The organism is Ottowia cancrivicina (genome assembly GCF_029813755.1).
In the GTDB taxonomy this organism is placed as follows: Bacteria; Pseudomonadota; Gammaproteobacteria; order Burkholderiales; family Burkholderiaceae_C; genus Ottowia; species Ottowia massiliensis.
Window position 1 is genome coordinate 55,062 of the sequence record NZ_JARVII010000011.1, and the last position, 23,765, is coordinate 78,826.

Annotated in this window: 19 protein-coding genes, 2 tRNA genes and 1 pseudogene; 15 read left to right on the forward strand and 7 right to left on the reverse strand. The window is 62.1% G+C overall.

Annotated features, from left to right (window positions below; genetic code table 11):
- Positions 1-78 precede the first annotated feature (78 nt).
- From QB898_RS06855 to QB898_RS06900, 10 genes and pseudogenes are all read left to right on the forward strand, one after another.
- Entirely contained in the window at positions 79-1,338 is a 1,260-nt protein-coding gene (locus QB898_RS06855; protein WP_279524338.1) for an HlyD family secretion protein, read from the forward strand.
- Entirely contained in the window at positions 1,335-2,003 is a 669-nt protein-coding gene (locus QB898_RS06860) for a CPBP family intramembrane glutamic endopeptidase (protein ID WP_279524339.1), read from the forward strand. The genes QB898_RS06855 and QB898_RS06860 overlap by 4 nt, the downstream gene beginning before the upstream one ends.
- Positions 2,004-2,228: 225 nt before the next feature.
- The gene (locus QB898_RS06865) at positions 2,229-2,888 is read left to right on the forward strand and encodes a CPBP family intramembrane glutamic endopeptidase (RefSeq protein WP_279524340.1); all 660 of its coding nucleotides are present in this window, start codon (positions 2,229-2,231) and stop codon (positions 2,886-2,888) included.
- A gap of 88 nt (positions 2,889-2,976) precedes the next feature.
- Entirely contained in the window at positions 2,977-3,150 is a 174-nt protein-coding gene (locus QB898_RS06870; protein WP_279524341.1) for a hypothetical protein, read from the forward strand.
- Between the two features lie 188 nt (positions 3,151-3,338).
- Positions 3,339-3,920, forward strand: a complete 582-nt coding sequence (locus QB898_RS06875; protein ID WP_279524369.1) for a CPBP family glutamic-type intramembrane protease — start codon at positions 3,339-3,341, stop codon at positions 3,918-3,920.
- A 97-nt stretch (positions 3,921-4,017) separates the two neighbouring features.
- A complete protein-coding gene (locus QB898_RS06880; protein WP_279524344.1) occupies positions 4,018-4,782 on the forward strand; it encodes a CPBP family intramembrane glutamic endopeptidase in 765 nt (254 codons plus the stop codon).
- Positions 4,783-4,832: 50 nt separating this feature from the next.
- A pseudogene (locus tag QB898_RS06885) lies at positions 4,833-4,889 on the forward strand (hypothetical protein); the annotation flags it as partial.
- Positions 4,890-4,983: 94 nt separating this feature from the next.
- Positions 4,984-6,912, forward strand: coding sequence for a peptidase domain-containing ABC transporter (locus tag QB898_RS06890; protein WP_279524345.1), 1,929 nt, complete (start codon positions 4,984-4,986; stop codon positions 6,910-6,912).
- 139 nt (positions 6,913-7,051) lie between these two features.
- Positions 7,052-9,874 carry a leucine--tRNA ligase gene (gene leuS / locus QB898_RS06895; protein WP_279524346.1) on the forward strand — a complete coding sequence of 941 codons (2,823 nt, stop codon included), beginning with the start codon at positions 7,052-7,054 and terminating at the stop codon, positions 9,872-9,874.
- A gap of 171 nt (positions 9,875-10,045) precedes the next feature.
- Positions 10,046-10,606: an LPS-assembly lipoprotein LptE gene (locus tag QB898_RS06900; protein WP_279524348.1), complete on the forward strand. Its 561-nt coding sequence runs from the start codon at positions 10,046-10,048 to the stop codon at positions 10,604-10,606.
- A gap of 207 nt (positions 10,607-10,813) precedes the next feature.
- Here the strand turns inward: QB898_RS06900 and infA are convergent, their stop codons facing one another.
- Positions 10,814-11,077 (reverse strand): translation initiation factor IF-1, encoded by a 264-nt coding sequence (gene infA / locus QB898_RS06905; RefSeq protein WP_279524349.1) that lies wholly within the window; start codon positions 11,075-11,077, stop codon positions 10,814-10,816.
- A gap of 227 nt (positions 11,078-11,304) precedes the next feature.
- Here infA and QB898_RS06910 point away from each other — a divergent pair, with 227 nt between their 5' ends.
- The gene (locus tag QB898_RS06910; protein ID WP_279524350.1) at positions 11,305-11,655 is read left to right on the forward strand and encodes a hypothetical protein; all 351 of its coding nucleotides are present in this window, start codon (positions 11,305-11,307) and stop codon (positions 11,653-11,655) included.
- 261 nt (positions 11,656-11,916) lie between these two features.
- On the opposite strand, the gene QB898_RS06915 is transcribed toward QB898_RS06910, so the two are convergent.
- The 5 genes from QB898_RS06915 to QB898_RS06935 form a co-directional block, all read right to left on the reverse strand.
- Positions 11,917-13,119 carry an RtcB family protein gene (locus tag QB898_RS06915; protein ID WP_279524370.1) on the reverse strand — a complete coding sequence of 401 codons (1,203 nt, stop codon included), beginning with the start codon at positions 13,117-13,119 and terminating at the stop codon, positions 11,917-11,919.
- A 200-nt stretch (positions 13,120-13,319) separates the two neighbouring features.
- Entirely contained in the window at positions 13,320-13,787 is a 468-nt protein-coding gene (locus QB898_RS06920) for a zinc-ribbon domain containing protein (protein WP_279524351.1), read from the reverse strand.
- 129 nt (positions 13,788-13,916) lie between these two features.
- Entirely contained in the window at positions 13,917-15,059 is a 1,143-nt protein-coding gene (locus QB898_RS06925) for a slipin family protein (RefSeq protein ID WP_279524352.1), read from the reverse strand.
- Positions 15,060-15,608: 549 nt separating this feature from the next.
- Positions 15,609-15,689: transfer RNA gene (locus tag QB898_RS06930), tRNA-Asn, on the reverse strand.
- Positions 15,689-15,765: transfer RNA gene (locus QB898_RS06935), tRNA-Glu, on the reverse strand. Before QB898_RS06935 ends, QB898_RS06930 begins: the two co-directional genes overlap by 1 nt.
- Positions 15,766-16,072: 307 nt before the next feature.
- Here QB898_RS06935 and rtcR point away from each other — a divergent pair.
- The 4 genes from rtcR to lon all read left to right on the forward strand — a co-directional run bounded on the left by rtcR (position 16,073) and on the right by lon (position 21,824).
- Positions 16,073-17,743, forward strand: a complete 1,671-nt coding sequence (rtcR, locus tag QB898_RS06940) for an RNA repair transcriptional activator RtcR (RefSeq protein ID WP_279524353.1) — start codon at positions 16,073-16,075, stop codon at positions 17,741-17,743.
- A 289-nt stretch (positions 17,744-18,032) separates the two neighbouring features.
- Positions 18,033-18,890 carry a formyltetrahydrofolate deformylase gene (purU, locus tag QB898_RS06945; RefSeq protein WP_279524354.1) on the forward strand — a complete coding sequence of 286 codons (858 nt, stop codon included), beginning with the start codon at positions 18,033-18,035 and terminating at the stop codon, positions 18,888-18,890.
- 164 nt (positions 18,891-19,054) lie between these two features.
- Complete coding sequence (locus QB898_RS06950) at positions 19,055-19,315, forward strand: hypothetical protein (RefSeq protein ID WP_279524355.1); 261 nt, start codon at positions 19,055-19,057, stop codon at positions 19,313-19,315.
- 58 nt (positions 19,316-19,373) lie between these two features.
- Complete coding sequence (lon, locus tag QB898_RS06955) at positions 19,374-21,824, forward strand: endopeptidase La (RefSeq protein WP_279524356.1); 2,451 nt, start codon at positions 19,374-19,376, stop codon at positions 21,822-21,824.
- A gap of 670 nt (positions 21,825-22,494) precedes the next feature.
- Here the strand turns inward: lon and argJ are convergent.
- Positions 22,495-23,730, reverse strand: a complete 1,236-nt coding sequence (argJ, locus tag QB898_RS06960) for a bifunctional glutamate N-acetyltransferase/amino-acid acetyltransferase ArgJ (protein WP_279524357.1) — start codon at positions 23,728-23,730, stop codon at positions 22,495-22,497.
- Positions 23,731-23,765: the final 35 nt, after the last annotated feature.

The following is a 23,765-nucleotide window of genomic DNA, read 5'->3' on the forward strand; positions in this document are numbered from 1 at the left end:
TTGATTATTTATTGATAAGAATTCTTATTGCTTGTAGCATGCGGCCCGCCATTTTCCTGACGCCTACGCATTGCCGCCATGCTGTTTCGCCCCGAAGTCATCCGCAATCACCGCAGCGCCCGGCTGGGCGGCATCGCTATCAGCCAGCCGCTGGGCGCGTGGCTGCTCACGCTGGCGGCGGCGGGCATGGCAGCGGCCATCGTCGCCTTTCTCCTGCTGGGCAGCTACACGCGCCGCGCCAGCGTGGCGGGCCAGCTGGTGCCCTTGCAAGGCGTGGTCACGCTGCCTGCCCCTGTCACCGGCATCGTTGAGCGGCTGGACGCGGCCGAAGGTGACGCCGCCAGCGCGGGGCAGGCGCTCGCCATCATCCAGGCCCCGCGCGCCATGCCTGAAAGCGGCAACGGCGGCGCGGCGCTGGAGCAGCAAATCCGCCAGCAGAAAGCCAGCCTGCAAGCCGCGCAAGACGCTCAGCAACAGCAACTGCGCCAGCAAGCCAGCGGCCTGAACGAACAACTGCACGCCGCCCGGCGCGAATTGCTGCAAATCGAAGCCGAAGCCGCCACCCGCCAGCGCCAAACCCGCCTGGCCCGCGAAAAACTGGCCCGCTACCAAAACCTGGAAAAAGCCGGAGCCGCCAGCGCCGTCAGCGTGCAAGAGCAGCAATCCGCCGTTTTCGAGCACGAAGCGCAAACGCAAACCCTGCTGCGGCAAGCCGCCAGCACCCGCCGCCTGCTTGCCCAGCTGGAACAGGCCCTGCGCGAGCTGCCCAGCCAGCGCGCCGCCGCCCGCGCCAACCACGCGCGTGACATGGCGCAACTGGAGCAAAGCGAAGTGCAGGTGCGCATGGACAACCGCCTGGCCGTCACTGCGCCCGTGGCGGGCGTCATCGCCGCCCAGCTCGTGCGCCAGGGCCAGGCCGTGCAGGCGGGCCAGCCCCTGCTCAGCCTGCTGCCCGGCCAGGGCACGCTGCAAGCCCACTTGCTCGCTCCCAGCCGCGCCGTTGGCTTCATCGAACCGGGCGACAAAGTCATGCTGCGCTACCAGGCCTATCCGTACCAGAAGTTTGGCCACCACACCGGGCGCGTGGCCAGCATCAGCCGCAGCGCCCTCACCCGCAGCGAATTGCAGGCCCTTTCATCCGTTTATCAAGGCGACGAGCCGGTTTACCGCATCACCGTGGATCTGCCCCGGCAGTACATCACCGCCTACGGCCGCCACGAAAACCTCAAGCCCGGCATGCTGCTGGACGCCGACATCATGGGCGAAAAGCGCCGCCTCATCGAATGGCTGGTGGAGCCGCTTTATTCAGTGGCGGGGAAAGTGGGGAATGCGGAATGACAAATGCCCTCGTTCATAAAACAGGCGCCGCCATTCAATGGGCAAGGGATTATGGGCAGGCGCATCCGAAAATGCAGAGCATTTTCTGGATCATCTCGACGGCTATCTTGACCATTGTTCCGAACGAAATCGTTAAATTCATGTGGAAATTTACGGGGAAAAATATTGCCGAATTCGCGGTGACGGCAATCACCATCCCCATCCTATTCGTGCTGCAAAAAGAGCAATGCAGGAAATTCATGGGCCGCAGAATACCCATGCTGGCGCTGGCAGGTATTTTGCCTGCTGCGCTGTGGCTTTGCTTCAATAGAGAAGGTCGCATCAATGTGAATGGCGACACAAGCGCGGTGAATTTGTTGATGTATTACTGTTTACATTTGATGAACATCTCGTTGATTATTCCGTTGTACGAAGAAAAAATCGTGAGGGGATTGTTTCTAAGGGGGCTTGAGAAATTCACTGGAAGCCTGGGAGCCATCATCATCACGTCGTTTCTGTTTGGCGTAGCTCATCGCGGCAATGAGTGGCTGACGTTTGTTTATGGCGTCGTGCTGGCGTGGGCGGCGACATGCATGCGCATGGGCGCGTTCGAGCGCTCCATCATTCATGGAGCATACAACTTCACAATAGGATTTTATGTGCTGTTTTACATGGCTGATATTTGAGCAGGATCCAAGAAATTACAGCAGAATTAATCAGCAACATCCCTGATTAATAGGAGATTGAAGGCTCCGTCATTTGTGGCGGAAGCCTTCTTCAGTTTACAGGCCGACATGAATTCATTTGTTTTCTTGATATTTATGTCCAAGGATCAGAAGCAGCATCCTGAGCAAACGTCAAAGCGCAGAAGCCGCCCATCCATTTCTTGAGATATTCATGATGCTTTTGGTATGACGCATTTCATTGTAAAACCATTTAAATTTGTTGTCCAATGGGCGCATGAGTATGGACAAGCGCATCCGAAAATGCAAGGTATTTTCTGGATTGTGATGTCAGTGGTCTTCATGATCGTGCCCAACCTGATCGGCCGTTCGCTCACGGAAACCATGGGTAGGAATGTGGCCAGCTGCATTTCGCTGCTCATTGTCATTCCCTTTGTTTTCGCACTGCAAAAGGAAGACGCCAGAAAAATCACATCGAGAAACCTGCTGTTCATGGCGCTGGGCGGCGTTTCGGCGGCCACCGTGTTTTCTCTTTTCATGGGTAATATTAAAATCAATGGCGATCCGGTTTCCATTCCCTGGTTCTATTATATTGTAGTCGTGTTGTACAATTCAGTGCTTGCTCCTTTATATGAGGAAAAGCTGTGCCGGAGCTTGCAGTTGCGGGGCATTCAGGTCATTGCAGGCAGTTTGGCGGCCATCCTCTTGACATCCGCTATTTTTGGGCTTGCCCACAAGGGAAATGAAATGGCAATGTCAGTTTATGCGGTGATATTGGCCTGCATGGCCCTGTATTTCAGAATAGGCGCAATCGAGCGGGCAGTGGCGCATGGCGCATATAACTTTGCTCTTGACCTGCATGTTTTCTTTCTTCTCCTGCCTGCGTGAGACATCAATGCATATTCAAAGAATTGCCGGGTGTTCTGGCAGTCCCAAGGCGCCGGGTTTGTGCCATTTCAATCGAAAGGAGCACAAAATGCGCGAATTGACTCAAAATGAACTTGCAATTGTGACGGGAGGTGAAGCAACCTGTGGAATCAGCATTCCCGGCGGGGTCTATTGCGAAGTGCCATGGAGTGATATCAGGGAATGGTGGTGCGAGAACGTCGGGTGGTTTTGCGATGCTCAAACACCAGAAGCAGCAAGGTAACAATGCCTTCTGGTTGCCAAGACAACGAAGGTTCCGGCCGAAAATTGCTGGGACCTTCTTTAATTGAATTGCTATATTGCCAATATTATTCTGTTTGCGATATTGAAGGTTGATTTTATATTTCATCTCGACGTTGTGTGATAGTGATGGAACCGCTCCAGCCCAAAAGAAGACAGGCTTTGCTGAAAGTGCTTTCAGCCTTATTTTTCAGTATCGTTCCTTCCATCGTAATAAGCTGGAGCGAAACTGGCGTCATGCGGCAAGTCGTCAGTATGCTGACACTGCTGGCCGTCACTGCAATGATGTTTATCTTGGAGAAGGAAAAGCTGGAATTTCCTCAAGCAGGCAGGGCGCTAAAACTGTTCGCTTCAGGCGCTTTGGCCAGTTTTGTTTATGTTGCCGCCTCAGGGGGCATTGTGGGATCGGTGGATGAAAACGTCCCGGGCTGGTTTATAGGTCTTGTATTTGTCGATACGGTCGCGCTCATTCCTTTTTATGAGGAAAAACTGGTCAGAGGTTTGCTGCTGCGCGGCCTGGCGAGATTGACGGGGAACATTTCTGCCGTTGCCATAACGGCGGTGCTTTTTGCCCTTGTGCACAAGGGAAACGAGGCCAGCGCCTTTGCTGGCGGGCTGGCGCTGGCCTGGCTTGCCATATATAAAAACTGCGGCGTCGTTGATCGTTCGATTATTCATGGGGCATGGAACATGGTTCCTGTCGTATGGATAATTATTTCAGCCGCCTCAAGCTCACCCGGACAGGCAATATGAATGAATATCGCCAAAAGCATTGGCTGGAGCACCATCATGGCGTTGATCCTTGCCGTGCGGATGGGAACCGAAGGAAGAGTGCCTTGAAAAATTGCCCATGAGCAACGCGCGAATAATCTGTCTCTATATTCTGCATTTGATGGTTGCCGTGCTGATTGGCGTGGGCTTGCAAGATGCTGTGGGCCGTCATGTCGCCCAGGCAATTGGCAATCTGGCTGGACTTTTGTTTTTCCTGGCGGTTTACAGGCATGTCAGCGGCGGGAAACTGTTCGCCTGGCGCCCTGAAAAAAGAGTTTTTACCGGAAAGGACATGGCAATGCTTGCAGCGGGAAGCATTATGGCGGGCATCGCCATCAAGAGTGGCATGGGGCTGATTGATGATGCCTTTTATTTTGTTGCGGGCGGAATGGATATGGGCGCATTCCAGGAGATGATCAACGAAGACGCCGTCAGGCTACAAAAGATATGGGGTTGGCCGCTGGTTCTGATGCTGGCAACGGGCGCAGTGCGGGAGGAGTTGATTTACAGAAAATACTTGCAGGGGCATTTCGCAAAATATGGCCTGCTTGCAGGAGCAGGGGTCTCCGCCGTCATTTTTGCCGCCATTCATTTCAGGCCGGATTATATTTTTGCGGCCTTGCTGTTCTCGCTGCTCTATGTGGTGACGGGGCATTTGTGGGCGGCCATGCTGGCGCATTTTTCGGCAAATATGTTTTTTGGCGTTTGGGTGTGGCTGGCTGGCGCGCCGCAGGCGAAAGCTGTTTGGGCGCTGGGCGTGCTGTCGTTCGCCCTGTGCGTGATGTTTGCGATTGATTCAGTCAGGCGCGTCCGCGCTCAGGGCGGTTTCGGGGCGGGCGCATGAAGCCGCTGATCCAGTCTGAGGCCGCCGAATGCGGCCTGGCCTGTCTGGCAATGGTGGCGGGGCATTACGGCCTGCATATGGATTTGCCGCAGATGCGGCGGCGCTTTCCGCTTTCGCTCAAAGGGCTGCGGCTGAACCAGCTGATTGAGCATGCGCAGCAGCTGGGGCTGAACGCTGAACGCGCGGGAGCTGCGGCTGGAGATGCAAGACCTGGGGCGGCTGAAGCTGCCGTGCATCCTGCACTGGGATCTGAATCACTTCGTGGTGCTGGCGCGCGTGGGGCGCAAGAAGGCGGTGCTGCTGGATCCGGCCTCGGGGCGGCGGGAGATGGATTTGCAGGAGGTTTCGCGCCACTTCACGGGCGTGGCGCTGGAGCTTGCGCCTGCGCCGCAGTTCAGGCCGCAGCGGGCAGCGCCTGCGGTTTCGCTGCGGCAGCTGACGGGGCCGGTGCGCGGGCTATGGGGAGCGCTGGCGCAAGTGCTGCTGCTTTCGGCGGCCTTGCAAGTGTTTGTAGTGTTGGCGCCCTTTTATATGCAATGGGTGGTGGACCATGTTCTGGTGTCTGCCGACCGTGATTTGCTGGCGGTACTGGGGCTGGGCTTCGGGCTGGCGCTGCTGGTGCAGCTGGGCATTGGCTTTTTGCGGGGGTGGACGGTGGTTCATCTCTCGTCCAGCCTGGGGCTGCAATGGGCGGGGCGGGTGTTCGCCCACTTGCTGCGGCTGCCGATGGCGTTTTTTGAAAAGCGCCATGTGGGCGATGTGACTTCGCGCATGGGTGCGGTGCAGGCCATTCAGAAAACCCTGAGCACGAGCTTTGTCGAAGCGCTGATTGACGGCCTGATGGCCGCCGTGACGCTGGCGCTGATGCTGGTGTACAGCTGGAAGCTGGCGCTGGTGACGCTGCTGGCGGTGGCGCTGTACGCGGGGTTGCGGCTGGCGGCTTTCGCGCCCTTGCGCGATGGCACGGAGCAGCAGTTGCTGGCCGCCGCGCGCCAGCAGACGCATTTGCTGGAAACGCTGCGCGGCATGCAGAGCGTGAAGGTGGCCAACCAGGAGCCGCTGCGCCGCGCCGACTATGAAAACCTGATGGTGGCCACGGTGAATCAGGATGTGCGGCTGGCGCGCATGAATTTGGGCTTTGGCAGCGCGAGCCAATTGGTTTTTGGCGTGGAGCGCATCGCCGTCATCTGGCTGGGCGCACTGCTGGCGCTGGACAGCGTGTTTTCGGTGGGCATGCTGATAGCCTACCTTTCGTACAGAGACCAGTTCGCCACGCGCGCCGGGGCGCTGATTGACAAGGGCATTGAGTTCAGGATGCTGCGGCTGCATGCACAGCGGCTGGCGGACATCATGCTGGCCGAGCCAGAGGACGGGCCGCTGCATGAGGAGGTTCCAGCAGGGGCTTGGGCGGATGCGCCAGCGCCCGCGAGTCTGCCGCCGCTGACGGCGCTGGCAGGAGCGGGCATAGAGGTGGAGAACCTGTCGTTCCGCCATGCGCAAGGGGAGCCGTGGCTGCTGAAGGATTGCAGCTTTCGCATTGAGCCGGGCGAATCGGTGGCCATCGTTGGCCCTTCAGGCTGCGGCAAGAGCACGCTGCTCAAGCTGATGCTGGGTTTGCTTTCGTCTACGGCGGGCAGCATTCGCATCGGCGGGCACTTGATGCAGCCCGCGAGCGCGGCGCGCGTGCGCGGCCTGACGGGCTGCGTGATGCAGGACGATCGCCTGTTTGCCGGCAGCGTTGGCGAAAACATCAGTTTTTTCGACCCCGGTTTTCAGCCCGATCGCATTGAGCAAGCCGCCCGGCTGGCCGCCATTCATGACGAAATCATGGCGATGCCCATGAACTACCACAGTCTGGTAGGCGACATGGGTAGCGCTCTCTCCGGCGGGCAGCGCCAGCGTCTGATGCTGGCGCGGGCGCTTTACCGCCAGCCGCAGTTTTTGTTTCTGGATGAGGCGACCAGCCATCTGGATGTGGCCTGCGAGCGCCAGGTGAGCGAGGCCGTGAGCCGCCTGCCCGTCACGCGCGTGATCGTGGCCCACCGCCCCGAAACCATTGCCAGCGCCAGCCGCGTGCTGGTGATGCAGGGCGGGCGCTTGCAGGAGGCAACGCGGCAAGAGGCGCCGTGAGAGCCTGTTCAGAGCGTGGCGTTTGCGCCGCCGCCAGCGGATTTTCAGAGCCAAATCGGCCTGAAGTCCCCGTGAAACGGGCGCGGACAGCTATTTTTCTGATAGCAAAAAGCCCTCGCTCCTACAATCGCGCCCCATCATGCAAGACCGTTACGACCCCTCTCAGATTGAAAAGGCCGCCCAGGCGCACTGGCAGGCCAGCCAGGCCTGGCGTGTGCGCGAAGACAGCCGCCGCCCCAAGTACTACGCCTGCTCCATGCTGCCTTACCCCAGCGGCAAGCTGCACATGGGGCATGTGCGCAACTACACCATCAACGACATGATCACGCGCAGCCTGCGCATGAAGGGCTTTAACGTGCTCATGCCCATGGGCTGGGACGCCTTTGGCCTGCCTGCCGAAAACGCCGCCATCAAGCACGGCGTGCCGCCCGCGAAGTGGACTTACGACAACATCGCCTACATGAAGGGCCAGATGCAGGCGATGGGCTTGGCCATTGACTGGAGCCGCGAGTTCGCCACGTGCGACGCCAGCTACTACAAGTGGAACCAGTGGCTGTTTCTGAAGATGCTGGAAAAAGGCATCGCCTACCGCAAGACGCAGGTGGTGAACTGGGATCCGGTGGATCAGACCGTGCTGGCCAACGAGCAAGTGATTGACGGGCGCGGCTGGCGCACCGGCGCGCTGGTGGAAAAGCGCGAGATTCCGGGCTACTACCTGAAGATCACCGATTACGCGCAAGAGCTGCTGGACCATGTGCAGGTGGACAACCCCAAGGCCACGCTCACCGGCTGGCCCGAGCGCGTGCGGCTGATGCAGGAAAACTGGATTGGCAAGAGCGAGGGCCTGCGCTTTGGCTTTCCCTTCGACTGGAACGACGCCGCCGCCTGGCGCGACGGCCAGCCGCCCGCGCTGCCAGCGGGCGAGCAGCCGCCGCGCGGGCCGCTGTATGTGTTCACCACCCGCGCCGACACCCTCATGGGCGTGACCTTTGTGGCGGTTGCGGCCGAGCACCCGCTGGCGGCGCTCATCGCGCGCTTTCGCCCGGAAGTGGCCGCCTTCATCGAAAAGTGCCAGCAGGGTGGCACCACCGAGGCCGAGCTGGCGCTCAAGGAAAAAGAGGGCGTGCGCACGGGCTTTCACGTCAGCCACCCGCTCACGGGCGAATGGGTGGAAGTGTGGGTGGGCAACTACGTGCTCATGAGCTATGGCGACGGCGCGGTGATGGGCGTGCCCGCGCATGACGAGCGCGACTTTGCCTTTGCGCAAAAGTACGGCATCGACATCAAAAAAGTCATCCTCTCCGCCGTGGAGATGAACTACATGCGGGCGCTGGAAGACCAGGCCCAGCCGCTGGACGAACTCACCCGCGAAACCTATGAGGCCGCCTTGCTGCGCCACGCCGAAGCCCAGGAGTGGCTGCCGGACTACGCCGACAAGCAAGGCGTGTGCATCAACAGCGGCCCGCTGGACGGCTTGCCCTACCAGCAGGCCGTGGACAAGGCGGCCGCGCTGCTGGCCGAAAAGGGCCTGGGCGAAAAACGCACCACCTGGCGCCTGCGCGACTGGGGCATCAGCCGCCAGCGCTACTGGGGCACGCCCATTCCCATCATCCACTGCGAAAGCTGCGGCCCGCAGCCCGTGCCCGAAAAAGACCTGCCCGTGCTGCTGCCGCAAGACCTGGTGCCCGACGGCAGCGGCAACCCGCTGGCCAAAAGCGCTGCCTTCCAGGCGGGCGTGCGCTGCCCCCAATGCGGCGGCCCGGGCCGGCGCGAGACGGACACGATGGACACCTTCGTGGATTCGTCGTGGTACTTCATGCGCTACTGCGACGCGCACGATGACGAAAAAATGGTGGGCAGCGGCGCGGCGCACTGGATGCCGATGGACCAGTACATCGGCGGCATCGAGCACGCCATCTTGCACCTGCTCTACGCGCGCTTTTGGACCAAAGCCATGCGCGATCTGGGGCTGATCCGCATCGACGAGCCTTTCACCCGCCTGCTCACGCAAGGCATGGTGCTCAACCACATCTACAGCCGCCGCACCGCCAAGGGCGGCAAGGAATACTTCTGGCCCGCTGACGTGGAGCCGGTGCTGGACGCCAGCGGCAAGCAAGTGGCCGCCAGGCTGGTCAAGCCCGTGGCCAGCGCCGACGGCGAGCTGCCCGCCGGCACGCCCATCGACTACGAAGGCGTGGGCACCATGTCCAAATCCAAAAACAACGGCGTCGATCCGCAAACGCTCATCGAGCAATACGGGGCCGATACCGCGCGCCTTTACACCATGTTCACCGCGCCGCCCGAGGCCACGCTGGAGTGGAACGACACCGCCGTGGAAGGCAGCCACCGCTTTTTGCGCCGCCTGTGGGCCTGCGGCCTGCGCCTGTCTGCCCTGCCGCAACTGGCGCAAGCGGGCAAGCCAAGCGCCCCCGCCGCTTTGGGCAAGGCAGCCCGGGCGCTGCGGCACGAAATCCACACCGTGCTCGGCCAGGTGGACTACGACTACCAGCGCCTGCAATTCAACACCGTGGTCTCCGGTGCGATGAAGATGCTCAACGCCATCGAAGCCTTCAAGGGCGACGGCGATGGCGCGGCCAGCGAAGGCGACACCTTCGCCCTGGGCGAAGCCTTCGGCATCCTGCTGCGCGTGCTCTACCCGGCCACCCCGCACATCACCCACGCCCTGTGGCGCGAGCTGGGCTACGAGGCGCTCATGGGCGATCTGATCGACGCGCCCTGGCCCAGCCCCGACGCCCAGGCGCTGGAGCGCGACGAAATCGAGCTGATGCTGCAAGTGGGCGGCAAGCTGCGCGGCCGCTTCACCGTGCCCGCCAGCGCCAGCAAGGCCGAGATTGAACAGGCCGCGCTGGCCAGCGAAGCCTTCGTCAAATTCGCTGGCGCGAACGCCACGCCCAAAAAGTTCGTCGTCGTGCCGGGGCGGCTGGTCAATGTGGTGCTGTGAGCGGCACGGCCGTGCGGCTGTGAAGGGGGGGCGCTCGCGCCCTTCTTCTTGCGCTTGATTTGCTTCTTTGTTCATAGCAAGACGTCCTAGTGGAATCTGCGCGAAGCGGCATTTCAGCCCCATCAAATTCGCTCCTCTTTTATGCCGCCTGTGCCCCCTTCTTTCTGAACCATGACGAAAGCGCCCGCCATGCCTTGCCGCCGCCTTTTGCTCACCGCCAGCCTGGCCGCCCTTGCTGCCAGCACCGCACCCTTGCTGACGGCCTGCGGCTTTCACCTGCGCCGCCCGCCTGAATTTGCCTTCCGCTCCATTTACGTGGACATGCCCGCCAGCTCCACCCTGGGCGCGGAACTCAAGCGCCAGCTTGCCAGCGCGGGCCTGCAAGTCATTACCGACGCCACTGAAAAAAACCGGGCACAAGTCATCCTGCAAGCCCTGCAAGACAGCCGCGAGCGCAGCGTGGTCGGCCTGAACGCGGCGGGGCAAGTGCGTGAATACCAACTGCGCGTGCGCTTTGGTTTTCGCCTCGTCACCCCGGCAGGCCACGTGGCGCTGCCCGACGCCGAAATCCTGCGCGAAATCGACCAGAGCTACAGCGAAAGCGCCGCCTTGTCCAAGGAAGCCGAAGCCGAAATGCTCTACCAAAGCATGCAAAGCGACGTAGTGCAGCAGGCGCTGGAGCGCATTGCCGCCATTCAACTGCCCGCCAGCGGCCAGCAAGCCGGGCAATAAACAGGCGCCTTCATGGGCAGCCCCAAAGCAGTCAGGCGGCCAAGCGCCCAACTGCATGCCGCGCGCAGCCAAGAAGCGCGTGAACAAGCGGCTGGATGGACGCGCGAATATTGAATACGCCAGCCCCGGAAACGACGCTGCCCGCCCCTGCAAAGCGCAGGCGCGGGCAGAAAAAAGGGCTGTTGAAGCGGCGGGAAAAGCGGGTTTTCAGCGCGCGCTGCGAGCGGGCGGCGAGGCGCTGCCGGGCGCACGGTTGAGGTGGCGGAAGCTGATGCGGCCCTTGCTCAAGTCATACGGCGAAAGCTCCAGCGTGACGCGGTCGCCCGCCAGAATGCGGATGTGGTTCTTCTTCATCTTGCCTGCCGAGTAGGCAACGAGCTGGTGGCCGTTGTCGAGGGTGACGCGGTAGCGCGAGTCAGGCAGCACTTCATTGACGACGCCTTGCATCTCGATCAGTTCTTCTTTTGCCATGAGGGTGAATTTCTCCTTCGGCGGCGCCCGGCGGCCAGGCAGTCCGGGGCCGAATATGTGTGGTAAAGCAACCGGCCATTTTAGTGGAAGCCCCTGCTGCCGGAAGGCGGCAGCGCGCGGCGCGGGCCAGCTTGCACCCTGACACAAGCCCAACAGGCCAGAGGTGGTGTGTAACGGCGATGGCGGACACACTGCAACTCCCCTTCAACTCGATGAAAGGTTCTTCCATGACCAAACGTTCCATCTACGCTTCTTCTGCCGTTGTGCTGCTGACCACGGCAATGAGCTGGGGCATGGCCCATGCCGCCGGCACGGGCATCAAGCCCGTGGATCAGCAGGCCAATGCGCCTGCGCCCTCAGCCGTTGCAGGACCACAGGCGCATGAGGCCGCCAAAACCACAGCGCAGCCTTCAGCCGCCCAATCTGCCACCCACTCCGCCACTCAGCCCGCCGCCACGGCAGCCGAACAGGCGCAAATGCCTGCGGTGACAGGACAGGACGACCGGCAGCAGGCAACCAAGGACGCCGCTTCGAACGCCGCCAAGGGCGCGGCTTCAGGCGCCCTTGGGCCGAAATAAACGCCCGTTTCTGCTCCTTTGCTCAGGCTGGGGTGCGCCATCAGGCGCGCCCCAGCCTTTTTGATGTGCAAACGGTGCAGGGGCTAAATGAGGTGAACTCCGAGCCGCCTTACCCAACAGCAGCCTTAAAAAGGGGAGCAAATTCAATGATTTCAAAAAACCATCCTGCGCTCTTCCCACTAAGACATCATGCTATGAATAAAGGAGCAATATTCATGCGTTGCATCAGTCCCGGCTTGGCCGAAGGCGTTTTGCTCTGCTTCACCCTTTCACGCACACCACCTGCTTGAGCGTGTGCAGCACGTCCACCAAATCGGCCTGGGCGGCCATCACGGCGTCTATGTCCTTGTAGGCCATTGGAATTTCGTCAATCACGCCCGCGTCCTTGCGGCATTCCACGCCTTCGGTCGCCCTGATTTGGTCGGCCTCCGTGAACAGTTTTTTCGCCTGGGTGCGGCTCATGGTGCGGCCTGCGCCGTGGCTGCAACTGTTGAAGCTGTCGGGGTGCCCCTTGCCGCGCACGATGTAGCTTTTGGCGCCCATGCTGCCGGGAATGATGCCCAGCTGCCCCTTTTCGGCGCTCACCGCGCCCTTGCGCGTGACAAAAACCTCCTGGCCAAAATGCGTTTCGCGCTGCACGTAGTTATGGTGGCAATTCACCGCCTCCACGTGCGTTTCAAATGGCTTGGTAATGACCTTGCGCATGGCATTGATCACGCGCGTCATCATCACTTCGCGGTTGGCGGCGGCGAATTTTTGCGCCCAGCCCACGGCTTTTACATATTCGCCAAAATACCGCGCGCCTTCTTCAAAATAAGCCAGATTTTCATCCGGCAGATTTTGCTGGTGCAATCGCGCATCTTGTTTCGCCAATTCAATAAAATGCGTGCCTATGGCATTGCCCACGCCGCGCGATCCGGAATGCAGCATGATCCACACGGCCCGATTTTCATCCAGGCAAATTTCAATGAAATGGTTGCCCGTGCCCAGCGTGCCCAGGTGTTTGTAATGATTCGTCTTTTCCAGGCGCGGGTGTAATTCGCACAATTGCCGGAATTCATCGGCCAGGCGGGTCCAGGCCGCGTCTGTTTCGGCGGGCGGCGTTTCCCAGCCGCCTTTGTCGCGGCCATATTTCTTGGGCGTCATGCCGTGCGGCACCGCTTTTTCAATGGCGCTGCGCAGCGGCCCCAGGTTATCGGGCAAATCGCTGGCCGTCAGCGTGGTTTTGCAGGCCATCATGCCGCAGCCAATATCCACGCCCACCGCCGCCGGAATAATGGCTTTGATGGTTGGAATCACCGTGCCAATCGTGGCGCCAATGCCCAAATGCACATCCGGCATCACCGCCACGTGTTTGAATACCACGGGCAGGCTGGCGATATTTTTTAACTGCTGGCGCGCGTCTTCTTCCACCGGCACGCCCCGGGTCCACATTTTGATGGGCGCAGCGCCGCCGATTTGCATTTGCAGGTAATGCCCGTTTTCGTTATTCACCTCAATGATTTCGGGCGGCATTTCTTCAGCGGCTTTTTCATTTCTGGCCCGCGCGGCCTCCAGGCGGCGCTCCAGCCGCTTTTGCGCCGCTTCTTCGGGCGCGGCGGCGTTTTGCATGGTTTCAGTCGTTGTCATTTTGATTCCTTTAATCAACTGGCCGGATCCGCCAGTCAGCCGCGTGCATCGGAAGCCGGAATTTCCAGCGCCTTTTGTCGCGCCTTTTGCTGCGCGCGCCACTGCCGCCGCAATTGGGCGCGGCGCTGTTTTTCCTGTTTGAAGGCTTGAACGTCAAAGGTGCGGGCGGCTTTGCGGGCCAGACCGTCTTGCGTGCGCTGGCGCTGCTCGGCCAGCTTTTGGCGGCGGGCGATGCGGCAGGGCAGGCAGCGCGTGGCGGTGCTGTAGATGCTGCCCTGGCAGTCTTCGTACCACCACTTTTGCTGGCGGGCTGTCCATATTTCTTCCTTGCCGCAGTCCATGCAGCGGAAGGGAACGGGTTCATAAAACTGCTTGCAAGCCGCGCCGTAGCTATTGTTGGGGACCAGGCGGCTGATGTCCGCTGGCAGCCTTTGCGCGCAGGGCTGCTTGCGCGCAGCTTTTTGCTCGGTGCGCAGTTGCTTGCGGCTTGGGGTGTTTTTCATGATGACCAGGAGATGGGATGACAGGGCGGCGCGGGGCCGCCCCTGGAAGATCAATTCAATTCGCGCCTTCATCGGCCGCAAAACCCATGAAGACGCGCGGCGGCTGCCATCCATGCGATGGCTGCCGTTTCAGTCCTGCCGGAGCTTGACCAGCCCGCTGAGCACTTGATCCAGCCCGCCGACGACGGAGATCTTGTCGATGCGTTCGGCCACGCGCTCCAGCGTTTCCAGCTCTTTCATGCGCAGGGCGACGGGGTTGCCTTCCATGACCTTGGCGGTGTTGAGCAGCGAGCGGGTGGCGGCGGTTTCCTCGCGGCGGCGGATGACGTTGGCCTGAGCGGCCTTTTCGGCTTCCACCACTTGGGCGAGGATGGTTCGCATGTCGCCCGGCAGGATGATGTCTTTCACGCCCACGCTCTCCAGCGCGATGCCGCTGCCGGCCAGGCGCGGCTGCACCTGGGCGAGCACGGTGGCGTCAATGGCGGCCTTGTCTTCCAGCAGGGCGTCCAGCGTGCGCTGGCCGACGGCGGCGCGCAAGGCAAATTGCAGTTCGCGGTACACGTGATCGGCGGGCTTGGGGTGCTGGCCGAAGGCGGTTTGCGCGTCGGTGTAGCGCCAGACGGCGGTGAGGTTCAGGCGCAGCGTGACTTTGTCGCGGGTGAGGATGTCTTGCCCGGCGACTTCGGCGGTTTGCGCGCGCAAGTCCACCACGTCCACGCGCACGGCGTGCCCGTGCTGCCACCAGCCATGCACGCCGGGCGGCAGGGTTTCGCGGATTTGCCCGTCCACCCACAGCAAGCCGGTGTGAAACTGCGGCACTTCGGCCATAAGCGGCGCGTAGCGGTTCATGCCCGCAGCGCGGGCGGCGCGTATGCGGGCCAGCAAGTCGGCGGGCACGCGCAAATCGGGCGGCACGGGCAGCACTTGCGCTTGCACTTCGTGCAGGCCCTTCCAGTACAGACGCCGCGTGGCGGGCGGGATGATGGCGGTCAGCACGCCGTCTTCGATGAGCAGGGCCACTTCGTCCTCGCCCGTTTGCACGCGCACAAAGTGCTCGGCCACCACTTGCGGCTCGCGCGCCATCAGGTAGTCGCTCAAAGAGTGCGTGAAGGCGCTTTCTTCCAGATTGAAGGCTTGGGCGCGCAGCTCGTCGCCCCAGGCTGCGATGCGATGCTTGCCTGGCATGAGCATGCGGTCAAAGTCGCCATTGCGCAGGAGCATGGCGCGTTCGTTTTTCTTGACCCGAATGGTTTTGAAGCCCCAGGTTTTCATGTTTTTTTCTCCTATGGCGATTCGCGCAAGTCATTCACGCCGAACCGGTTTGTTTCAAAGAGGTTCAAAAAAGATTGCCGAACCCTGTGGAACCTGTTCACAACCCGTCCGTGGGTGCGAAAAGCGCGGACTCGGGCGGTCTGCAGCGTTGCAAATCCTCGCCGGGCCACAGAGGCCCGTCTGCGGTTTGCGCCTTGCATCCCATCCCGATTTCGCACTTTCGCCCCTCACGGCCCGATTGCGAACAGGTTCCCGGCAGCGGGCCGGCGCGTGAGCCGGGCGCAGACGGGCGGCGTGCGATGCGGGCGGCGTCCAGAGAGCCTGCTTTGAGGCCAAGGCCCTGCCAAGGCGGCCTTTTCTCTGGCGCGGCCCGCCGCTGGCCGCCCGCTGCGGCCCCGGTGCGCGCGCTGGCGCGGGGCCGCCGGGGCAGGGGCGGCGCAGCTGGCAGGCCGGGCAGGCTTGACGCCAGCCGTGGCCTTGAGGCCGCGCCGCACTCGGCGGGAGGGGCCGTGCGGCCCCGGTACTTGAGCATTCCTTGCGGAATGCGGTTTTGTTTGGCGGGACTCGAACCCGCTACGGATGTACCGATGCATTAACAGTGCATTGCTCTACCGAATGAGCCACAAACAATTTGCCTGGCAGGACTTGAACCTGCGACTTCACCTTAGAAAAAAGTGCGCTCTATCCATACTGAGCTACCAGCAAAACCCGAACACCATCACCAGCGGCATACGGCGCGCCTACAGGCCGCTTTGCGCTGCAAGGCGCTTCGCGAACCGGGCGCCGCACCGGGCCGCAGGGCTTGTGGCCCGATGCGGCTCCTGCAAGCTGGCGGCAGCCATTCAGGTGCTTTCTTTAATGCAGACGGCATGCCAGCGCCGCTTGCAGGCGGCTGAAAGACCATTCAATTCATTGAAATAAAAGGAGAAAATTTTTTCTGAAGGCGTCTGGCCGCGCCTTTCAGGCCAGGCGGCAGGCGGGCTGATTCGATATTCAAAGCTAGACTTTGAGATATGAATATCAAACCTGTCACGGCCATTGGCTTTCTCGGCACGCAGCTCGACAGCGGCATGGGCGCGGGCCGCTGGCAAAAGTGGCGGCCCTCCGTGGCGCTGTGCCAGCAGCCTGGCCAGCCCGTGGCGCGGCTGGAGCTGCTCTACACCGGCGAGCGCCACCGCCGGCTGGCCGAATGCGTGCAGGGCGACATCGCCTCCTTTTCGCCCGCCACCGACGTGCGCCTGACCCTGCTGCCCATTGCCGACCCCTGGGACTTTGGCCAGGTCTACAGCGCGCTCTATGACTGGGCGCACGGCTACGCCTGGGCGCCGGACGAGTGGCAATACTGGGTGCACATCACCACCGGCACGCACGTGGCGCAAATCTGTTTGTTCCTGCTGGCCGAATCGCGCCACCTGCCCGGCGTGCTGGCGCAAACCTCGCCGCCGCGCCGCTGGGGCACGGGCGAGCCGGGCCAGCTCTCGCTCATTGACCTGGACCTTTCGCGCTACGACGCCATCGCCCGGCGCTTTGAGGCCGCGCAGCGCGACGCCGTGGCCTTTCTCAAAAGCGGCATCGCCACGCGCAACGCGCGCTTTAACGCGCTGATCGACGAAATCGAGCGCGTGGCCGTGCGCTCTGCCGCGCCCATCTTGCTGACCGGCCCCACGGGCGCGGGCAAATCCTTTCTGGCGCGGCGCATGGCCCAGCTCAAGCGCGAGCGCAAGCTCATCAGCGGCCAGTTCGTGGAAGTCAATTGCGCCACGCTGCACGGCGACGGGGCCATGTCCGCCCTGTTCGGCCACAAAAAAGGCGCCTTCACCGGCGCGGCCAGCGACCGCGCCGGCCTGCTCAAAAGCGCCGATGGCGGCGTGCTGTTTCTGGACGAAATCGGCGAGCTGGGGCCGGACGAGCAAGCCATGCTGCTCAAAGCCATCGAGGAAAAGCGCTTCTACCCGCTGGGCAGCGACCGCGAAGTGGGCAGCAACTTCCAGCTCATTGCCGGCACCTGCCGCGACCTGCGGCGCGAAGTGGCCGCCGGGCGCTTTCGCGAAGACCTTTTTTCGCGCATCAACCTCTGGACTTACGACCTGCCGGGCCTGGCCGCGCGGCCCGAAGACATCGAACCCAACATCGACCACCTGCTGGCCCTGCACGCCAGCGAGCAAGGCCGCATGGCGCGCTTTCACCCCGAAGCGCGCAGCGCCTTTTTGCGCTTTGCCCAAAGCGAAGAAGCCGCCTGGCGCGGCAACTTCCGCGACCTGTCCTCCAGCATCACCCGCCTGGCCACCCTGGCCGAAGGCGGCCGCATCACGCAAGCGCAAGTAGAAGCCGAAACCGCCCGCCTGCGCTGGCTCTGGGCGCGGCAGGGGCCGGAAAGCGGCTCCGAAAGCGGCCCGGAAAGCGCCCCCGAAAGCGCGCCAGCGGCCGCCGACTGGCCCGCCCGCCTGCTGGGGCCTGAAAAAGCCGCCGCGCTCGACCTCTTTGACCGCCTGCAACTGGCCGCCGTGCTGCCCGTTTGCGCCCAAAGCGCGAGCCTGTCCGAAGCGGGCAGGCGGCTTTTTGCCCAATCGCGCCAGCAGCGCAAAGCCGTCAATGATTCCGACCGCCTGCGCAAATACCTGCTGCGCTTTGGCCTGAGCTGGGAGCAAATCAGGCAAGGCATGGCCGGCAGCGTCAAGCCCTGACAAGCGCCGCCGGACCGGAACCGCCAGCGCCAAAACCGGCCTTGGCATTCGCATGCGGCTTTCCTCATGAAACGCCTTGCCGCCCTGCCCTCACAGCCTTCTCCCCTTCTTTTTGCCCCTCTATTGATAGCATGGGGTCCTAGTGGAACGGGCGTTATGGCGCATTTGGGCTCCGCTAAATTTGCTTCCTTTTTTGATGCAAAACGGCTGCGTGGCGGCAAAGAGAAAACGTGCGCTCTGGCCGGAAGGGCGCGGACGCCTGTCAAGTGCATCCATGACAATTGGCGCAATGACCACTTACGTTTTGACCCTCTCCTGCCCGGACCGCATGGGCATCGTGCATGCCGTCTCCGGCTTTTTGCTGGAAAACGGCGGCAACATCGAAGAAGCGGCGCAGTTCAACGATCAGGCCACGGGCCTGTTTTTCATGCGTGTGCAGTTTGTGGTGACGGACGAAAACCCCGAAGCCAAAAGCCAGGCCATGCGCGCGGCGCTGGACGCGCTGGCGGCGCAGTTCGACATGCGCTGGCAGCTGCACGACGCGGCGCAGCCCATGCGCTGCGCCATCTTTGTCAGCCGCGAGGGGCATTGCCTCAACGATTTGCTGTTTCGCTGGAAAAGCGGGCTGCTGCCGCTGGACATTCGCGCCATCGTCAGCAACCACCGCGATTTCTATCAGCTGGCGGCCAGCTACAACGTGCCTTTTCATCACATTCCCGTCACCCGCGAAACCAAGGCGCAGGCCGAGGCCAGGCAGTACGAAATCATCCAGGCCGAATCGGCGGAGCTGGTGGTGCTGGCGCGCTACATGCAAGTGCTCTCTGACGACCTGTGCCGCAAGCTGGCCGGGCGCGCCATCAACATTCACCACAGCTTTTTGCCCAGCTTCAAGGGCGCGCGGCCCTACTACCAGGCGCACGAGCGGGGCGTGAAACTCATCGGCGCCACGGCGCACTACGTGACCGCCGCTTTGGACGAAGGCCCCATCATCGAGCAGGATGTGGCCCGCGCCGACCACACGCACACCGTGGAGTCGCTCACCGCCGTGGGCCGCGATACCGAAAGCCAGGTGCTGGCCCGTGCCGTGAAGTGGCACGCCGAGCGGCGCGTGCTGCTCAACGGGCACAAAACCGTGGTCTTCCGCTGACGACCTGCGCAGCAGCCCGCTTCGTTTAAAACCTGTTCAAAAGTCGTGCGGCAAGCCTTGGGTGTTCGCATTCTTCACGCCCTGCGCATGAATGACCAAGAGCGCGTTTGAGGTGCCGCGCGCCGAGCTGATTTTTTTAAGACCTGCTCCAGCAAGCCGACGCCTTGCGCATTGAGCTCGGGCTGGATTTGGAAGCAAGCGTGCACGGTGCGCCATTTGGGAAAACCGCCAGGGACTTCCGAAACACCAGAATGGCTCCTTTAACAGGAGCAAATTCAGGCCTGCCAAAAACACGCTCTGCGCTTTCTGCACTAGGACATCATGCTATTGATAAAGTAGCGAAAAATTCTGGCCTGCTAGATGCATTGCTGCGCTACATTTTGGCGGCGGCGCCCTGGCGCGGCGCGGGCTGGGCGGCGTCTTGAAATTGCCTGGCGCGCCGCCAATTCCAGACACCTCTTTTGAACAAGGATTCCCTGCTTCATGACCACACTGACCCTGCTGCCCCCCCAACCGGTGGACATGCCGCTGATGCCCCTGCGCGATGTGGTGGTGTTTCCGCACATGGTCATCCCGCTGTTCGTGGGGCGGCCCAAGAGCATCAAGGCGCTGGAAGCGGCCGTGGGCGGAGAGCGCCGCATCGCCCTGGTGGCGCAGCGCACTTCCGGCAAGGATGAGCCGGCCATGACCGACCTGTACGCCACCGGCTGCATTTGCACTGTGCTGCAAATGCTCAAGCTGCCCGACGGCACGGTGAAAGTGCTGGTGCAGGGCCAGCAGCGCGCGGCGCTGGAGCGCGTGGAAGACGGCGAGTTTTTCAAGGCCACCGTATTGCCCATGCCGCCGGAAGCGGCCGCGCCCGCCGACCCCACCGAGGCCGAGGCGCTGCGCCGCGCCGTCACGCAGCAGTTCGAGCAATACGCCAAGCTCAAGAAGATTCAGCCCGACATCCTCAATTCCATCTCCGGCATTGCCGAAGCCGAGCGCCTGGCCGACACCATCGCCGCGCACATGCCGCTGCAACTGCCCGTCAAGCAGAAGATGCTGGAAGTGGCTGACGTGCAAAAACGCTTGCAGGCGCTGCTGGAAGAAATCCAGCGCGAGGTGGACATCCTCAACGTGGACAAGCGCATTCGCGGCCGCGTCAAGCGCCAGATGGAGAAAAACCAGCGCGACTTCTACCTGAACGAGCAGGTCAAGGCCATTCAAAAAGAGCTGGGCGAAGGCGAAGACGGCGCGGACATTGAAGAAATCGAAAAGCGCATCAAGGCCGCCCGCATGCCCAAAGAGGCGCTGAAAAAGGCGGAAAACGAGCTGAAAAAGCTGCGCCTGATGTCGCCCATGTCCGCCGAAGCCAGCGTGGTGCGCAACTACGTGGACGTGCTGGCGGGCCTGCCCTGGTCGAAAAAAACGCGTATCAAACATGACCTGGCCCACGCCGAAGAAGTGCTTAACGCCGACCACTTCGGGCTAGACAAAGTCAAGGAACGCATCCTGGAGCACCTGGCCGTGCAGCAGCGCGTGGACAAAGTCAAGGCCCCCATCCTCTGCCTGGTGGGGCCGCCCGGCGTGGGCAAAACCTCGCTGGGCCAGTCCATCGCGCGCGCTACGGGCCGCAAATACGTGCGCATGGCGCTGGGCGGCATGCGCGACGAAGCCGAAATCCGGGGCCACCGCCGCACCTACATCGGCGCCATGCCCGGCAAAGTGCTGCAAAGCCTGAACAAGGCCGGCACGCGCAACCCGCTGTTTTTGCTGGATGAAATCGACAAGATGGGCATGGACTTCCGGGGCGACCCGGCCAGCGCCCTGCTCGAAGTGCTGGACCCCGAGCAAAACCACGCCTTCAGCGACCACTACGTGGAAGTGGACTTCGATTTGTCAGACGTGATGTTCGTGGCCACCAGCAACTCCATGAACATTCCGCCCGCGCTGCTGGACCGCATGGAAGTCATTCGCCTGTCGGGCTACACCGAAGACGAAAAAACCAGCATCGCCATGCGCTACCTGCTGCCCAAGCAGATGAAGACCAACGGCGTCAAAGAGGCGGAGCTGAGCGTCTCCGAAGACGCCGTGCGCGACATCGTGCGCTACTACACGCGCGAAGCGGGCGTGCGCTCGCTGGAGCGCGAAATCTCGCGTATCTGCCGCAAAGTCGTCAAGGGCCTGCAACTGGGGCAGCTGAAGCCGAAAGTGAAAGTCACGGCCAAAAACCTGGGCGACTTTCTGGGCGTGCGCAAGTTCACCTATGGCCGCGCCGAGCAGAACAACCAGATTGGCCAAGTCGTGGGCCTGGCCTGGACGGAAGTGGGCGGCGACTTGCTCACCATTGAAGCCGCCGCCATGCCCGGCAAAGGCAACATCCTGCGCACCGGCATGCTGGGCGATGTGATGAAAGAGTCCGTCGAAGCCGCCCGCACCGTCGTGCGCGCCCGCGCGCGCCGTCTGGGCATTGCCGACGACGCCTTTGAAAAGCTGGACATCCACCTGCACGTGCCCGACGGCGCCACGCCCAAAGACGGCCCCAGCGCCGGCGCGGCCATGACCACGGCCTTCGTCTCGGCGCTGACCGGCATTGCCGTGCGCGCCGACGTGGCCATGACGGGCGAAATCACCCTGCGCGGCGAAGTCACCGCCATCGGCGGCCTGAAGGAAAAGCTGCTGGCCGCGCTGCGCGGCGGCATCCGCAAGGTGCTCATCCCCGAAGAAAACGTGAAGGATTTGCAGGAAATTCCGGAAAACGTGAAAAACGGCCTGGAAATCATCCCCGTCCGCTGGATCGACCAGGTGCTCGAAACCGCCCTGGAACGCCTGCCCGCGCCGCTGCCCGACGCGCAGGCCGCTGCCGCCCCGCCGCTGCCTTCCGCCGCCGCCGTGGCGGCCGCTGCCAAAAAGCGAGTGCGCGGCGCGCGCGCGGACGCAACCCGGCACTGAGCCGCCTGTATCCCACCCGCAGCTCTGGAGCAATGAATAGAACAGCAGTCTGCGAAGCACTCAAAAACAGGAGCGGATTCAGGGGTCATCAAAACGGCTCCTGCGCTTTATGCACTAGGACATGACGCTATGGATAGAGGAGCAAAACAAGCCCGCCGCAGCCCATCCATTTCCTGCCAGCGCCTTTTTCGCCCCGCTTTTCTTGTCTTGCGCGGCCAGAATTTGGCACAGGCGTCTGCCACAGCCTTCACAGAAGCGCTAAAAAGCCCCGGCAAGAAACACGAAGCAAAGCGGTCATTTCGTAAAAACACGTAAAAATCGCTTGATAGCCGTTCTTGTTTGTCGCTATAATCGCTGCGGTTCTCCAAGCCTGCGCGGGTGAACGTGACCACCGACTTCCCCCTGCGCGAACCTCTCTGCGCCGGACCTGCACTTTGTCAGTGCGGTCCGGCTTTTTTATGCTGCGCGGAACCTGCCCGGTATCTACCGCCAGGCCGCGCCCGCTTTCATTCAGAACCCGTGCGGAGTCTGACCGTGAGGGAGCGCGAGGCGGGGCGGGCGGCAAGGCGCTAATCGCAGATGGCTTGGCGGCCTCCATCAAGGATTCGCAAAACCCAAAAGCGCCCAAGGCCGCGCTTTTCGCACTGACAGATAAATTGCGAACAGGTTTTCAGGAGCGGTAATCCGCATTGATGCTTACATATTCGTGGCTCAGGTCGCATGTCCAGACGGTTTCGCTGGCCGCGCCGCGCCCCAGGTTCACGCGCACGGTGATTTCGGGCTGTTTCATCACGCGCTGGCCGTCTTCTTCGCGGTAGTCCGGATGCCGCCCGCCGCGAGTGGCCACGTGCACGCCGTCCAGATACAGATCGATTTTTTCCGTGTCCAGATCGGCAATGCCCGCGTAGCCAATGGCCGCCAGAATGCGGCCCAGGTTCGGGTCGCTGGCGAAAAAGGCCGTTTTCACCAGCGGCGAGTGGGCGATGGCATAGGCCACCTGGCGGCACTCGGCGGCGTTTTGTCCGCCTTCCACCTGCACGGTGATGAACTTGGTCGCCCCTTCGCCGTCGCGCACGATGGCCTGCGCCAGCCAGCGCGCCACTTCCAGCAGGGCGGCAAACAGCGCCTGCCCTTCGGGCGACTGAAGCGACTGCACGGGCGCGTGCCCCGCCTTGTTCGTGGCGATGACGATGAAAGAGTCATTGGTCGAGGTGTCGCCATCGACCGTCACGCGATTGAAGGAGCTTTCGGCCAGCGCCCGCGCCAGCTGCGGCATCAGGCCGGGGGCCACGCATGCGTCGGTTGCCACAAAGCCCAGCATCGTCGCCATGTTGGGGCGGATCATGCCCGCGCCCTTGCTGATGCCCGTGACGGTCACTTGCGCGCCGCCCACGCTTGCTTTCACGCTGCGCGCTTTGGGCACGGTGTCCGTGGTCATGATGCCTTCGGCGGCCTTGAGCCAATGGGCAGGCTGCGCGTCCGCCAGCGCAGCAGGTAGGCCCGCTTGCAGGCGCTCTAGCGGCAGCGGCTCCAGGATCACGCCCGTTGAAAACGGCAGCACCTGCTGCGGCCGCACGCCCAGCTGCGCGGCCAGCGCGTCGCAGGTGCGGCGCGCCGCTTCCAGCCCTGCCGCGCCCGTGCCCGCGTTGGCGCAGCCCGTGTTGATGACCAAAGCGCGGATGTCCGCTCCGGCTCCTGCCGTCAGGTGCTCTCGGCACACCTGCACGGGCGCGGCGCAAAAACGGTTTTGCGTGAACACGCCGCCCACGCTTGCGCCTTCATCGAGCAGCATCACGGTCAAGTCCTTGCGCCCGGCCTTGCGGATGCCCGCCTCGGCCACGCCGATGCGCACGCCGCTGACAGGATGCAGGCTGGCCGCGTCTGGCGGCGAAAGATGGACTGGCATGGCAAAAACTCCTTTGTTATCGGGAAACAGGGAAA